The sequence below is a fragment of the Aliirhizobium sp. YIM B11859 genome, assembly GCF_057163345.1.
In genome coordinates this window covers 611,716-625,546 of sequence record NZ_JBXHAY010000002.1, presented here as the reverse complement: position 1 = coordinate 625,546, position 13,831 = coordinate 611,716, and the positions used below count along the sequence as shown (strand labels likewise).

Annotated in this window: 14 protein-coding genes; 10 read left to right on the top strand and 4 right to left on the bottom strand. The window is 59.6% G+C overall.

From position 1 onward, the window contains the following. Positions 1 to 2 precede the first annotated feature (2 nt). The 10 genes from AC2GXZ_RS09250 to visR all read left to right on the top strand — a co-directional run bounded on the left by AC2GXZ_RS09250 (position 3) and on the right by visR (position 9,653). Positions 3 to 2,231, top strand: a complete 2,229-nt coding sequence (locus AC2GXZ_RS09250; protein WP_483758865.1) for a chemotaxis protein CheA — start codon at positions 3 to 5, stop codon at positions 2,229 to 2,231. 14 nt (positions 2,232 to 2,245) lie between these two features. After that, a complete protein-coding gene (locus tag AC2GXZ_RS09245) occupies positions 2,246 to 2,725 on the top strand; it encodes a chemotaxis protein CheW (protein WP_483759388.1) in 480 nt (159 codons plus the stop codon). After that, positions 2,722 to 3,630 (top strand): protein-glutamate O-methyltransferase CheR, encoded by a 909-nt coding sequence (cheR, locus tag AC2GXZ_RS09240; RefSeq protein WP_483758864.1) that lies wholly within the window; start codon positions 2,722 to 2,724, stop codon positions 3,628 to 3,630. The genes AC2GXZ_RS09245 and cheR overlap by 4 nt, the downstream gene beginning before the upstream one ends. Continuing rightward, a complete protein-coding gene (gene cheB, locus AC2GXZ_RS09235) occupies positions 3,627 to 4,679 on the top strand; it encodes a protein-glutamate O-methylesterase CheB (protein WP_483758863.1) in 1,053 nt (350 codons plus the stop codon). Before cheR ends, cheB begins: the two co-directional genes overlap by 4 nt. Continuing rightward, positions 4,680 to 5,069, top strand: coding sequence for a response regulator (locus tag AC2GXZ_RS09230; protein ID WP_483758862.1), 390 nt, complete (start codon positions 4,680 to 4,682; stop codon positions 5,067 to 5,069). It begins immediately after the preceding gene. Further along, positions 5,066 to 5,623, top strand: a complete 558-nt coding sequence (cheD, locus tag AC2GXZ_RS09225) for a chemoreceptor glutamine deamidase CheD (RefSeq protein ID WP_483758861.1) — start codon at positions 5,066 to 5,068, stop codon at positions 5,621 to 5,623. Before AC2GXZ_RS09230 ends, cheD begins: the two co-directional genes overlap by 4 nt. A 31-nt stretch (positions 5,624 to 5,654) precedes the next feature. Further along, positions 5,655 to 6,044: a chemotaxis protein CheT gene (gene cheT / locus AC2GXZ_RS09220; protein WP_483758860.1), complete on the top strand. Its 390-nt coding sequence runs from the start codon at positions 5,655 to 5,657 to the stop codon at positions 6,042 to 6,044. Between the two features lie 143 nt (positions 6,045 to 6,187). Beyond that, positions 6,188 to 7,861 (top strand): flagellar basal-body MS-ring/collar protein FliF, encoded by a 1,674-nt coding sequence (gene fliF / locus AC2GXZ_RS09215; RefSeq protein WP_483758859.1) that lies wholly within the window; start codon positions 6,188 to 6,190, stop codon positions 7,859 to 7,861. Between the two features lie 310 nt (positions 7,862 to 8,171). Continuing rightward, positions 8,172 to 8,894, top strand: coding sequence for a transcriptional regulator VisN (visN, locus tag AC2GXZ_RS09210; RefSeq protein WP_483758858.1), 723 nt, complete (start codon positions 8,172 to 8,174; stop codon positions 8,892 to 8,894). A 12-nt stretch (positions 8,895 to 8,906) separates the two neighbouring features. Then, positions 8,907 to 9,653 (top strand): transcriptional regulator VisR, encoded by a 747-nt coding sequence (gene visR, locus AC2GXZ_RS09205; protein WP_483758857.1) that lies wholly within the window; start codon positions 8,907 to 8,909, stop codon positions 9,651 to 9,653. A gap of 116 nt (positions 9,654 to 9,769) precedes the next feature. Here visR and flhB read toward each other — a convergent pair whose 3' ends face one another. From flhB to AC2GXZ_RS09185, 4 genes are all read right to left on the bottom strand, one after another. Then, positions 9,770 to 10,852 (bottom strand): flagellar biosynthesis protein FlhB, encoded by a 1,083-nt coding sequence (gene flhB, locus AC2GXZ_RS09200; RefSeq protein ID WP_483758856.1) that lies wholly within the window; start codon positions 10,850 to 10,852, stop codon positions 9,770 to 9,772. Between the two features lie 388 nt (positions 10,853 to 11,240). After that, positions 11,241 to 12,284 (bottom strand): flagellar motor switch protein FliG, encoded by a 1,044-nt coding sequence (fliG, locus tag AC2GXZ_RS09195; RefSeq protein WP_483758854.1) that lies wholly within the window; start codon positions 12,282 to 12,284, stop codon positions 11,241 to 11,243. A gap of 31 nt (positions 12,285 to 12,315) precedes the next feature. Continuing rightward, positions 12,316 to 12,843, bottom strand: a complete 528-nt coding sequence (fliN, locus tag AC2GXZ_RS09190) for a flagellar motor switch protein FliN (protein WP_483758853.1) — start codon at positions 12,841 to 12,843, stop codon at positions 12,316 to 12,318. 72 nt (positions 12,844 to 12,915) lie between these two features. Further along, positions 12,916 to 13,830 (bottom strand): FliM/FliN family flagellar motor switch protein, encoded by a 915-nt coding sequence (locus AC2GXZ_RS09185; RefSeq protein WP_483758852.1) that lies wholly within the window; start codon positions 13,828 to 13,830, stop codon positions 12,916 to 12,918. Position 13,831: the final 1 nt, after the last annotated feature.

Sequence of the window (13,831 nt, the reverse complement as noted above, 5' to 3'; positions counted from 1 at the left end):
CGATGGATATGAACGAAATCAAAGAGATCTTCTTTCAGGAATGCGAAGAGCAGCTCGCTGAACTGGAGTCGGGTCTTCTCAAGCTGAACGACGGGGATCGCGACCCCGAAACGGTCAACGCCGTTTTCCGTGCCGTTCATTCCATCAAGGGAGGCGCTGGCGCTTTCGGTCTGGACGACCTGGTGGCTTTCGCGCACGTCTTTGAAACCACGCTTGACTGTGTTCGCTCCAACAAGCTTGAGCCGAACCAGGATGTCCTCAAGGTCATGCTCAAGTCGGCTGACGTTCTGGCCGACCTGGTAACCTGCTCGCGTGATGGCGGCAGCGTCGAGGAAAGCCGGACGCGTGGACTGGTCAAGGAGCTGGAGGCACTGGCCAACGGCGAGATGCCGGCCGCCGCAGAAGCACCCAAGGCTGCCAAGCCTGCCGCGGCTGCGCCCGCAGTCAAGCCGACCGACGACAGCGGCTTCGCGCCGATCCCGTTCACTTTCGACGGTTTTGGTGAAGACGACGATGCTGCCGGCGACGCCACTTTCGAAATCACCTTCAAGCCGACGCGCGAGCTCTATTCCAAGGGCAACGAGGCTGCTCTCTTGCTCCGGGATCTTTCCCGTCTCGGCGAGATGAGCATCGCCTGCGACATGGATCAGCTGCCCGCGTTGGAAAGCATGGATCCGGAAGCGTCCTATTTCGGCTGGAAGATCTCCATCGTCACGCCGAAGTCTGAAGACGACGTCCGCGCGGTCTTCGAATTTGCCGAATGGGATTGCGAACTTGAAGTGAAGCCGGCCGAAGCCTCGGCCAGTGAAGAGCTTCCAATGGTCCCGGTGCCGTTCGATCTCTCGGCACTCGACGATGTTGCGGAAGAGGTTGCCTCCCACGAGCCTGCACAACAGGCTGCCGCTGCAGCGGAAACGGCCGCCAGCGTTACCAAGGCCGTCAATGCCGCGGTCGAAAAGAAGGAAAGTGCCGCTGCTGCTGCGGCAGCTGCCCAGAACAATGCCGCAGCCGCCGCGTCTTCGGTCGGCCAGACCATCCGCGTCGATCTCGATCGCGTCGACCGTCTGATCAACCTTGTCGGCGAGCTTGTCATCAACCAGGCGATGCTCTCCCAGAGCGTCATCGAAAATGACACGACCGGCACGTCGGCCGTCAATATGGGCCTCGAGGAGCTGCAGCAGCTCACCCGCGAGATCCAGGATTCGGTCATGGCGATCCGCGCCCAGCCGGTCAAGCCGGTCTTCCAGCGCATGTCGCGTATTGTCCGCGAAGTCGCAGACATGGTCGGCAAGTCGATCCGCCTCGTCACCGAAGGTGAAAACACCGAGGTCGACAAGACGGTCATCGACAAGATCGCCGAGCCGCTGACCCACATGATCCGCAATGCCGTCGACCACGGCATCGAGAGCCCTGAAAAGCGCGAGGCCGCCGGCAAGGATCCGGAGGGCACGATCAAGCTTTCGGCAAAGCACCGTTCGGGCCGTATCCTGATCGAACTGCAGGACGACGGTGCCGGCATCAACCGGGAACGCGTCAAGCAGAAGGCGATCGACAACGACCTGATCAGCCCCGATGCCAACCTTTCGGACGAAGAGATCGACAACCTGATCTTCGCCCCGGGTTTCTCGACCGCCGACAAGATCTCCGACATTTCCGGCCGTGGCGTCGGCATGGACGTGGTCAAGCGTTCGATCCAGGCACTCGGCGGCCGTATCTCGATCTCCTCGCGTCCGGGACTTGGCTCGACCTTCACCATGAGCCTGCCGCTGACCCTCGCCGTTCTTGATGGCATGGTCGTCACCGTTGCCGGCCAGACGCTGGTCGTGCCGCTGACGGCGATCGTCGAGACCCTGCAGCCGGAAGCGTCCGCCATCCATTCTTTCGGTGCAAACCAGCGGCTGATCTCGATCCGCAACTCGTTCTGCCCACTGGTCGATGTCGGCCGCATCCTGAACTTCCGCGCCAACCAGGCCAATCCGGTCGATGGCGTGGCGCTGCTGGTCGAATCCGAAGGCGGTGGTCAGCGCGCTCTGATGGTCGATGCCATTCAGGGTCAGCGTCAGGTCGTCATCAAGTCGCTTGAGGCGAACTACACCCACGTTCCGGGTATCGCTGCAGCAACGATCCTCGGGGATGGCCGCGTGGCGCTCATTCTCGACGTTGATGCGGTCGTCGGAGCCTCGCGCGGGCAGTCGATGAAGCCTGAAATGTCTCTGGCCGCAGCAGGGTAACCAGGCTCATGAGCGTGTCTGATTCCGCAAGGTCTCTCTCGCAGGCAAACCGCGAGCTGATCGCTTTCCGGATCGGCGATCAGGAGTTTTGCGTGAACATCATGTCCATCCGCGAAATTCGCGGCTGGACGCAGGCGACCCCGATGCCGCATGCGCCTGCCTATGTCCTGGGCGTGGTCAATCTTCGCGGCGCGGTGTTGCCGATCATCGATATGTCAGCCCGGTTGGGGATGAAGGAAGCGGAGCCGACGGCTCGCCACGTGATTATCGTGGCGCAGGTGAAAAGCCGCACCGTCGGTCTGCTGGTAGAGGCCGTTTCCGATATCCTTACGATTTCGGACGATACTATCCAGCCAGTTCCGGAAATTTCGTCGGAACTGGAGAAGCAGTACGCAAGGGGTATCCTGGCGATCGACACGCGGATGATCTGCCTGATCGATCTGGACGCTCTTTTCCCCGAGAAAGCTCACGACAAGGAAAGTGAAGCTGCATGATGCCGTTGGGCGCGATTGAAACCCGGCAGTCGCCGGATGAGGTGCTGGCAAGCGGAGAATATCCGCTGACCCGTAAGGACCTCTCCGAAATTGCTGCGATGATCTATGCGGATGCTGGAATCTATCTCAATGATTCCAAGGCCTCGCTCGTGTATTCGCGCCTGTCGAAGCATATCCGCAATCTCGGCCTGCGCGGCTTTCGCGAGTATTGCGCCCTGGTTGCCTCTCCCGAAGGGGCTCCGGTGCGGCGCGAGATGCTGTCGCATCTGACCACCAATTTCACCCGTTTCTTCCGCGAGAACCATCATTTCGAGCATCTTCGCGACGAAGTCCTGCCGGGTCTCATAAACCGCGCCAAGGCCGGCGGCAGGGTCCGCATCTGGTCGGCCGCCTGCTCCGACGGCCAGGAACCCTATTCGATCGCGCTGACGGTGCTTGCGCTTTTCCCCAACGCTGCCGACTACGATTTCCGCATCCTGGCGACCGATATCGACCCCAAGATCCTCGCCATCGCACGCGCCGGTGCCTATGACGAAGGCGCGCTCGAAAGCGTCTCTCCGGCGATGCGCAAGCAGTGGTTCCGCGACGTTGATGTCGGCGGCCGCCGCAAGTGCCAGGTCGACGATCGCGTCAAGAAGCTGATCACCTTCAACGAACTGAACCTGATGGCCCAATGGCCGTTCAAGGGCGGCTTCGACGTGATCTTCTGCCGCAACGTGGTGATCTATTTCGACGAGCCGACGCAGATGAAGATCTGGTCGCGCTTTGCCTCGCTGCTGCCGGATGCCGGCCATCTCTATATCGGCCATTCCGAGCGCGTGTCGGGCGATGCGAAGAACCTCTTCGACAATATCGGCATCACCACCTACCGCTATATCGGCAAGCATGGAGGACGCAAGGCATGAGTGCAGCACCCGCCCGCGTCCTCGTTGTCGACGATAGCCCCACCATGCGTGGGTTGATCACCGCTGTCCTGAATTCCGATCCCGACGTCAACGTGGTCGGTCAGGCGGGTGACGCGATGGAAGCCCGCGCAGCCATCAAGCAGTTGAACCCGGACGTCGTCACGCTGGACATCGAGATGCCCAACATGAACGGTCTGGAATTCCTTGAGAAGATCATGCGCCTGCGGCCTATGCCGGTGATCATGGTCTCGACGATGACCCATCACGGCGCCAACGCGACACTGGCGGCTCTCGAGATCGGTGCATTCGATTGCGTCGGCAAACCTTCACCTGGCGATCGTCGGCCCTTCATGGATCTGGCGGAGAAGGTCAAGGCTGCGGCCCGTTCCGGCCGCCGCTGGGCCTCCGCGCCGACGCCGGCGCAAGTCGTTCCACCACCATCCGTTCATGAATACCGCGTCGGCCGCAAGGTTGTGGCTATCGGATCTTCGACCGGAGGTGTGGAAGCACTGATCGCGGTGTTGCAAAAGTTTCCGCAAAACTGCCCGCCGACCGTGATTACTCAACATATGCCTTCGACGTTTACCAAAAGTTTTGCTGAACGTCTTAATCGTATCTGCGCTCCTGTTGTGGAGGAAGCGACTGATGGCGCACGCCTGGAGATCGGCAAGGTCTACCTCGCGCCCGGTGGTGAACGACACATGCAGGTGGCAAACCCGTCAGCACCATGCTGCCGGCTGATCGAGAAGGAACCCGTCAACGGCCACCGGCCGTCGGTCGATGTTCTCTTTGATTCAGTCGCGGAATTGGCCGGCCGCAACGCGGTAGGCGTGATTCTCACCGGCATGGGGCGCGATGGGGCTTCCGGACTTCTGAAGATGCGCAGCGCCGGCGCACGCACTATCGGACAGAACGAGAAGACCTGTGTGGTCTATGGGATGCCGAGGGTTGCCCACGAGCTGGGTGCCGTCGAGCTGCAACTTCCCCTGGGCTCCATCGGAGAAGAAGTTTTGAAGTTAACTGCCGCCCGAAAAGAAGGTACTGAATAAATGTCTCTCGCTGAAAAAATCAAAGTTCTGATTGTCGATGATCAGGTGACCAGCCGGCTGCTGCTCAGCGACGCCCTGACACAGCTCGGCTTCAAGCAGATCACCTCTGCCGGCGATGGCGTTCAGGGCATGAAGATCATGTCCGAGCAGCCGCACCATCTGGTCATCTCCGACTTCAACATGCCCAACATGGACGGCATCGGCTTCCTGCAGGCTGTCAGAGCGAACCCGTCGACGAAAAAGGCTGCCTTCATCATTCTGACAGCCCAGGGTGACCGGGCGCTGGTTCAGAAGGCCGCCCAGCTCGGCGCCAACAACGTGCTGGCCAAGCCGTTCACCATCGAAAAGATGAAGGCCGCGATTGAGGCGGTGTTCGGAGCCCTAAAATGAATGATGCCATCGCGGTCAGGCGCGTCCATATCATCCAGGGCGAGTACAAGGTCATAGACGACCCTGAAGTCGTTCTGTCGACGATACTTGGATCGTGCGTGGCCGCATGTCTTCGGGATCCGGTCGCCGGTGTCGGCGGCATGAACCACTTCCTCTTGCCGGGCTCGGGCGGGGCCATGGCATCGGGGGGCGACGCCACGCGTTACGGCGTGCATCTGATGGAGCTGTTGATCAACGGCTTGCTGAAGAAGGGCGCCCGGCGCGACCGGCTCGAAGCCAAGGTATTCGGCGGAGCCAAGACGATTGCGAGTTTCTCCAACGTCGGCGAGCAGAATGCTGCCTTCGCCATGGAGTTCCTCAGGGACGAGGGGATCCAGGTCGTCGGCTCCTCCACCGGCGGCGAACACGGCCGCAAGCTGGAATACTGGCCGGTGCATGGCCGTGCTCGGCAATACCCGCTGACGGGGGCGGAAACCCAAAGAACCGTCGCACTCGAGCAACGCCCGGTCCGTACGCCGCCAAAGCCTGTCGACAATTCCATCGAATTCTTCTGACCTTCATTCCAAGCGATTTCCGGGGACACTCATGAACAACATTGTGACGCCGCCAACCGATACCCTGGAGGAATCTCTGCCGGACGTCCTGATGCGGCTGGTCTCGGAACTGCATGACGTTGCCTATCTGATCGAGCGGGTCGAGCCCCAGATCCTGGAAGTCGGCGGTGCGGATATCCTGAATTCGCCCGACACGATGAAGATCCTGCAGGGTATCGACCTTGCGGTCCAGAAAACCCGTGGCCTTGCCGAGTTTGTCGATACCATTACCGGCACCATTCCCGACAGCTGGCGGGTCGATGTCTCCACCGCGCTCAGCCTGGTGAAACTGGCCGACATGCAGAAATCGCTTGCAAACGGCCTGCGTCATGGCCACTCTCAACCCTTAAGCAAAGCAGCCGGCGACTTCGATTTCTTCTGATCCGGCCTTGGCGCCACCGCTGCCGACTTCGGCCGCTGCTCATCTCCGACATTCCATATTGCCGAAACGCTCGCACAAGCTTCGCATCCTAGGGTGCGCTTGAGCAGAAGCTCTATAACCGTGTTCGGCGATGTGGGAACAGAATGAATCTGTTAGCTCAATTTTCACAAATTTTTAAAAATCTGGCGGGACTCGGCCAGACCAGACTTATTGCCATGGGCGCTGCAGCTGCGATTTCTGTCGCGATCGTCGTGGCTGCCGCGATGTTCGTGAATAAGCCTGCCTACGAGACGCTTTATGTGAACCTAGAGACCAGTGATCTCAATCAGGTCAGCATGGCGCTTGCCGAAGCGAACATGGATTTTGAGGTCGGTTCCGACGGCAAGAGCATCCAGGTTCCGGTCGGCACCACCAGCAAGGCTCGCCTGATGCTGGCCGAAAAGGGCCTGCCGAACAGCACCAATGCCGGTTACGAGCTTTTCGACAATGTTGGTTCGCTCGGCCTGACCTCCTTCATGCAGGAAGTGACCCGCGTCAGAGCCCTTGAGGGCGAGATCGCCCGGTCGATCCAGCAGATCAGCGGCGTCTCCGCCGCACGTGTCCACCTCGTCATGCCCGACGTCGGCAACTTCCGTCGCGCGCAGCAGAAGCCGACCGCTTCGGTGATGATTCGCGCCAATTCCTCGACCGGCCGCAAGGCCGCATCGTCGATCCGTCATCTGGTCGCATCCGCCGTTCCGGGCCTTGATGTGGAAGACGTCACGATCCTCGACTCGACCGGCCAGCTGCTTGCCTCCGGCGACGACGGCAGCAACAACCAGCTCAACCGTTCGCTCGGCATCGTCCAGTCGGTTCAGTCCGAAATCGAAACCAATATCGACAAGGCGCTGGCGCCGTTCCTCGGCATGGACAACTTCCGCTCCAGCGTCACGGCTTCGTTGAACACCGATAGCCAGCAGATCCAGGAGACCGTCTACGACCCGAATTCCCGCGTCGAACGTTCCGTTCGCACCACCAAGGAGAATTCGCAGTCGCAGCAGTCGGCCGACGACAATGCCACGACCGTTGAGCAGAACGTGCCGCAGGCCGCTCCGGATCAGGGCGGCGCCAACGGACCGAAATCTTCCGACCAGTCCGACAAGCGCGAAGAACAGACCAACTACGAAATCAACCAGAAGACCACAGCAACGACCCGCAACAGCTATGCCATCGAAAAGGTGTCAATTGCCGTCGTCGTCAACAAGGGCCGCATCGCCAAGATGGTCGGTGAGCCGGTCGACCAGGCGAAGATCGATGCCTATCTGGCAGAGATGCAGAAGATCGTCTCGTCTGCAGCAGGCATCAGCACCGAACGCGGCGACGTGGTCACCCTGACGGCGATGGACTTCCTGGAAACCCAGCTCCTCGACGAGGCCGCAACTGGCCCGAGCGTGACCGAAGTCCTGACCCGCAATGCCGGCGGCATCATCAACTCGCTCGCCTTCCTCGCGGTCGCCTTCCTGGTGGTCTGGCTTGGCCTGCGTCCGATCATCCGCACCGTCACGGGCACCAATGCCTCGAGCGAGGCGCTGGCCGAGGGCGCCGGGCTCGAATTGCCCGACTTCTCTCCGGCCGGTGGCGCACCTGCTCTCATGGACGGTTTCGGCTCCGACTTCGGCTTCGACGGCAGCAACGATTTGCTCGGCGACGAAGACGGCGATGGCTTCAACCGCCGCGTCAAGGAAGGTCCCGAGAAGCGCCTTTCCCGCATGGTCGAGATTTCCGAAGAGCGTGCGGCAAAAATTCTCCGCAAATGGGCCTTCGAAAAGGCCGCTTAATAAGCAGTCACGAAAATATGATTATGGAAGGCCGGGGCTATCTCCGGCCTTTTTCATGCTTTCATCAGGCTTTCCGTCGTGAAAGATCTGGCCAAAATGCGACACTCGGAACGCAAATGGCGAAATCCCCGTTACGGGCGATGGCAAATGTGAGTGCATCTCCTAAGATATGCCATGATTCGTCGGCGGTCCCGAGGAACTGTCGATTCGCGGTTTGAAGTAGTTATTGGCGAAACGGGATATTGGACGGCTTCTCACGCGAGGTCATGGTCCACGCAACGGGAGCAGATAACGAATGGAGCTATCGGGCATGGATGCCAAGCCGCAAGGCCGTTCACTTCCTGAACCAAACGGCACTCGTTCTTTGTCTCGCGAGCAGCTTGCCCGCCGCCTCTCTGCCCTGACGGGATCGGAAAATCTCCAGGTCATCATGCGGTTGCTTGCTGATCATGTCGGCGCCTCGCATTTTCTGCTTGTCAGATATGACCTGATCCAGGATCAGGGTCTCGATTTCATCGTCACCTCTAATTGGCCCTTCGATCTCGTCCGGCGGCTTGGCTCCGATCTGGCAAGCGGATATGCCCGCTCGACCGAGCTGGAGAAATGTTTTTCTGTTCTGACGCCGAGCTTTTCACTTCTGCCGGATGATGTCGCGCTGCCGGACAAGATCAGCCGTCAGTATTGCTCCGTGACCTTCTGCGTCGGTCGGACGCGCTTTTCTCTTATGCTGCTGTTCCTTGAGGGCATCATCCTGTCTCAGGAGCAGTTGAAGGAGGTCGGGCTTCTGGCCGCTTATGGCGCGAGCTTCGTCGAGAGCGTTGAATTACGCACGGAGCGCGATTTCGAGCTGACCGAGCGCGAGCTGGAATGCCTTTTCTGGATTGCCGAAGGCAAGACCAGTGATGAGATCGCCGTTATTCTCGGTATCTCGCGCAATACGATCAACAACTACATCACAAGTGTGATGCGAAAGACGGCGACAAAGACCCGCTCCGAGGCGATTGCCTACGCGGTTCGTAACAATCTGGTCTAGGGCGGCGATCGAATGGGATATTCACGAGGCGGCACGACAGACGGGCCAGGCAGCATTCAATACCTGCGCCTGCAGCGTGGATCGAGCCGATCCGACATATTTCCCAAACTGGTCGCCATGCAGAAGAGCCTCAAGGCTCGCAACTTCGCGGTTTTCCGCATCACCGGCGCCGGCCTGCCGAACAAGCGCAAACTCGTATGCGAACTGGAAAACTGGGGAACCGGAGCGGTGGACGATCGTGCCCGGCTGATGGGTGAGGTCGAGGAAATCTTGCTCGACCATATCGAAATGTCTCTTTTGCCTCTGATCTGGAACGGATCGGATGTCGGCGGTATCTCCGATGCTGGTGAGTTCGCACCGCTGATCCGGCGCCTGGAGGCGACGAACTTGCCTTTTTCGGGCCTGGTTTTTCCGGTGCGGCTGGGCGCGCTCGGAAACGGATATGTGGCGTTTCTCGGCGGCGTGCTTGAGCCGACAGCCGATCAGGTCATCGAACATCACGTCCAGAGCAGCCAGATCATGATGGATCTCCTGGCGCTCGACGAGCGGCGCAGCCTGCCGTCGGAAACATTGAGCGAGCGCGAAATCACCTGCCTGCAGCTGGCAGGCGACGGGCGGATCAGCGAAGAAATCGCCGAAAAACTCGGCCTGTCCGTTCACACGGTGAATGCCTATCTCGGTTCGGCGACGATCAAGCTCGATTCCGTCAACCGCATCCAGGCGATCGCCAAGGCGATCAGGCTTGGTTACATCACCTGAACCACAAGCGCTTCCGAGCCGGTTCGGAAAAAGGCTTGAAATGGCCTCGCATCTTCGATCGCTCGAAAACGGGAACGTAGAGCATCGAAGGCGGCACCGTTTTTAGCGGGAATGCCCTAGCGCCTTTGGCCGCGTCTCGCCTTCAGCGCGTAGACGCGGTGGATAAGTTCGGCGACGGCCTTGTAGAATGGCGGCGGAATGACCCCGTCTACGGTGACCTGCGCAAACATCGAACGTGCCAGCGGTGGATCCTCGAATATCGGGATGTTGTGCTCCTGTGCGACTTCGCGGATCTTCAACGCGACGAGATCCTGGCCCTTGGCGAGCACCATCGGAGCCTCGCTTTCGCCCTGTGCGTAGCGCAATGCGACGGCGTAATGCGTCGGATTGGTGATGACGAGCGTGGCACGCGGAACATTGGCCATCATCCGGCGGCGTGCGCGGTCACGACCGATGGAGCGAATGCGTGCCTTGACGATCGGGTCGCCCTGGGACTGCTTGAATTCGTCCTTCACCTCCTGCTTGGTCATTCGCATGGAGGTGTACCAATGATGCCGCGTCCAGAAGAAGTCGACGATGGCAAGGATGCCGGTGGCAAACAGGATCACGATCATGATCTTCTTCATCACCGCCGTTATCACCACCAGGATCACCTGGGGGTCCGAATAAAGCGCATCCAGCGCCTTGAAATAATCGTTGCGGAGGACGATCACCATGATGATCGATACGATGACGATCTTGAACAGCGACTTGCCGAATTCGACCAGGCCGGGCACGCTGAATATCCGGCTCCAGCCCTTGACCACGGAGATGCGGTTCGCCTGCGGTGTGATCCGCTTGAGGACGAATTGCGGCATGTGCTGCGCGACGTTGGAACCGACACCAAAGACCATGAACAGGATTGCCGCCGGCAAGACCAGGCTGCTCGCATCCCACATCAGACGAACGGCCAGCGACACCAGGTCGCTTGACGATTGTATCGTCCATTGATCCGGTTTCTCGAAGAGGTCGCGAAGCGTTTCGGCAAGATGTGACGCGCCGCTTGGCATAAAGAAGACAAGGTAGATGTAGAAGGCGAGCGCCGAGGCGAACATCGGAACTTCACGAGACGAGGGAGTGTTGCCCTCGGCGAATGCGTCCCGAATCTTTTTCTCGGTTGCCTCTTCTGTTTTGCTGTCCTTGTCCTGATCGTCTGCCACGGGCGTCTTCCTGGCGGTCTATGACTGACCATGCGAACTGGAGCATGTCGCGCAAGGCTGTGCCGGGTTTGCGGGGACGACATGCGGCGAAACAAAAACTTTAAAGCGAAAGGAGCGGTCCGGAAGGATCGTCACCTGCTCTCGTCTTTGCCGAGACCCTATTCGCGTGGCCGGACACGGGCAATCGGAGGATCGGATGGAACCGCCGTTTTCAACAGCGATTGGCCGCTTCAGAGCTTGGGCCATGCGAGCAGGATGCTTCGGAGCCCTGCTGCATACGCATCGACCCGAAAATCGTTGCCGATTTTCGGGTCGATGTATTTGGGGTGGGGCGTGCAAGACGATGAGCGAAAACATCGCGAGCCACCGCGGGAGATTGCGTTAGGCGTCAGGCCGCGGCGCCTGCCGGCTCCTCTTGCTTCTCCTTCAGCATGATCTGTCCTGAATTGGCAAGCCGCAACGCTTCCTGGGCGATCGCCCGGCGGGCAATTGCGATTTCGCGCGGGTTGGTGCCGGCCATTTCGACCTGAAGATCCGATTCGATCATGCGGCGCGAGCGCGGGCTGATCGACGAAAGCACGCTTTCGCGCAGCTGCGGCGACGATGTCCGGAGCGCCATTGTGAGCACTTCGCCGGAAATGTCGTTGAGCAACAGGACGCGGCTGCGCTGCGGCATGAGCAGGATGTCTTCGAACAGGAAGATCTTCGGTCGGACCTTGGCCACGGCTTCCTGGCTGATCTCCTCGAGCGAGTTGAGCAGCGTATCGACATCCGGCTTGGTCAGCTCGTTCATCAGTTCCGCAACCTTTGCCGGGCCGGCGGAATTCTTCTCGCGTTCGATCTCGTTGATCAGGTCGATGACCTTGTTCTCGATGATCTGGGCCGCCTTCGGATTGACGTTCTTCAGGTTGACCGTACGGTTCATGATATCGGCGCGCTGACTGTCGGGCAGTTTCAGCAGCACCTTGGCGCCGAAGCCGGAAGGCAGCATCGAGAGGATATAGGCGACCGTCTGCGGATGTTCGCGCATCAGGAAGGCGGAGATGAAGTCGGGATCGGCCTCCTGCAGACGGTCCCAGATGGATTCTTCATAGGACTGGAAAGCCATGCGGCGGCCAAGCAGGCTGTCGACTTCTTCAGGGGTCAGACCCGCTTCGAGGATGCTTTCGATGACCTTGGCATTGTCCATCAGGCCTGCACCTTCGGTGAACAGGTCCTCGAACTCGTTGACCAGCTGCCCAAGCTCGTTCGGCGGGATGGTGCGCAGGGTCTGCGCTGCGGCGATGATTGCCTGCAGTTCCGCCTGGGTGAAATACTTGAGCAGCTTTCCGGCGACGTTCTTTCCCATGGCGAGCAGCACGGCTGCTGCCTTTTCCGCCTGGGAAAGAGGGCTTTCTGTCAATGCCCCGCCGAAGTCTTCAAAGTCCATCATGGTCTTTTCCTCTTTGCTTTCGACGTCAGGATCAGGAGGTCCTGGAGCTCATGACTTCAATGAGCTTTACGCCGAAGCGGGTATCGTCGCCTTCGAGAACGGTAATCTCTCCGCGGGCGATGCGGCGGCCGTTGACCGTAATGTCAACAGGTTCGCCAATCTTCTTGTCGAGTGCCACGACAGCACCCTCCTGCAGGTTCATCAGATTCGAGACCGAGATGCGACTCGTTCCAAGCACGACATGAACATCAATCGGGATATCCATGATCAGGTCAAGATTGGTGTGCAGCCCGGCTCCGGTATTTTCGCTTGCCGTGCTGGCTGCAAAACCGAAATCGGAGCCAGGACCGGCATCGTCGCCGAATGAGGGCATTTCCGGGCTGGCTTCGGCGCCGGCAGGGAAGTCGAAACCGAAACTGTCGTCCGCCGAAGGCATTGTGCCATCGGCGTCGTGCTTCATCACACCACGGAGTTCGTCGACTGCGTTATCGAAGTCGAAATCCGAACCCGGAGTGTCCAGTGCGTTTTCTTCCGTCGAAGCTGTTTTCTTTGTCGCCATGAAATTAGCATTCCCGTTCCAAATTTATCGGCCACCAGACTTGTCTTCGCCCGGTCACAGCGGTCCTCTGCTCTAGCCGAGCAAATGTTTCAAAATGTCGTTTTCGTTGCTGACGTTTTCTTTGACGCGAACCGTGTAGTTCTCGCCGCTTTTGCCGAATTCGCAGTTGTACATCTCGCGGCCGTTTGCGCTGACGTCGACGACGATCTCTTCGCTGTCACGGAAGGCAATGACGTCGCCAGCAGAAAGTCTCGAGATCGCTGCAAGCGTCAGGGCCTCGAGCGGGATCTTCGCTTCCAGCGTCACGCGCGAGCGGCGAACCTGGTCGGACATGCTTTCCGTCCACTGCTCGCGGTCGCGGGAAAACTCGCCCTTGGGCTTGGGAAGCGTCACCGTTGTCTTCAGCAGATGCTGCTGCGGAACGATCAGATAGAAATCGGACGTGACCTTGCCGAGCTTGAGGCCGATGCGGATCGAAACGGCGAATGGATCGGCCGCATCATCCTCCGGCTTCAGCCTTGCATCGGCATTATGCGGCGGCTCGATCGCCGGCTCGAAACCACCCGTCGCATTGACGCCCGAACGCAGGATCTGGGAAATCTTGTCGAAGACCACCACCGAAAGATCCAGCTCGATTTGCGAAAGAGGGCGCATGGGCGGCTGGAAAATGGTGCTTGGCGCCGCTCCGAGCAGGGTTTCCATCATGGTGATGACGAAAGCGTTGCCGCAGGCGATCACGAAATTTGGACACCAGTTCCGCAACGTCGCGTCGGCCAGCGCGACATTGTCGCCCAGCCCGCCGACAAGCTCGCTCATCACGCCCGACTTGTAGCCTTCATAGGTGACTTCCACGGCAAGATCGAGTTCGCTCTGCAGAACGTCGGGCAGGAAGGCCAGGTAGAGACTGCCGAAATCCTGCGTCAGCCGCTCCAGCGTCTTCTGATCGCCAAGGGCGCCGGTCAGGCGGGCCAGCAGTGCCCGTTCCATT

Bases quoted from the DNA above. Each gene is read 5' to 3' on its own strand.
- cheD (WP_483758861.1), top strand. From the start codon at position 5,066: ATGAATGATGCCATCGCGGTCAGGCGCGTCCATATCATCCAGGGCGAG.
- AC2GXZ_RS09230 (WP_483758862.1), top strand. From the start codon at position 4,680: ATGTCTCTCGCTGAAAAAATCAAAGTTCTGATTGTCGATGATCAGGTG.
- visR (WP_483758857.1), top strand. From the start codon at position 8,907: ATGGGATATTCACGAGGCGGCACGACAGACGGGCCAGGCAGCATTCAA.
- AC2GXZ_RS09185 (WP_483758852.1), bottom strand. From the start codon at position 13,830: ATGGAACGGGCACTGCTGGCCCGCCTGACCGGCGCCCTTGGCGATCAG.
- fliN (WP_483758853.1), bottom strand. From the start codon at position 12,843: ATGGCGACAAAGAAAACAGCTTCGACGGAAGAAAACGCACTGGACACT.
- fliF (WP_483758859.1), top strand. From the start codon at position 6,188: ATGAATCTGTTAGCTCAATTTTCACAAATTTTTAAAAATCTGGCGGGA.
- cheR (WP_483758864.1), top strand. From the start codon at position 2,722: ATGATGCCGTTGGGCGCGATTGAAACCCGGCAGTCGCCGGATGAGGTG.
- fliG (WP_483758854.1), bottom strand. From the start codon at position 12,284: ATGATGGACTTTGAAGACTTCGGCGGGGCATTGACAGAAAGCCCTCTT.
- AC2GXZ_RS09250 (WP_483758865.1), top strand. From the start codon at position 3: ATGGATATGAACGAAATCAAAGAGATCTTCTTTCAGGAATGCGAAGAG.
- visN (WP_483758858.1), top strand. From the start codon at position 8,172: ATGGATGCCAAGCCGCAAGGCCGTTCACTTCCTGAACCAAACGGCACT.
- cheT (WP_483758860.1), top strand. From the start codon at position 5,655: ATGAACAACATTGTGACGCCGCCAACCGATACCCTGGAGGAATCTCTG.
- cheB (WP_483758863.1), top strand. From the start codon at position 3,627: ATGAGTGCAGCACCCGCCCGCGTCCTCGTTGTCGACGATAGCCCCACC.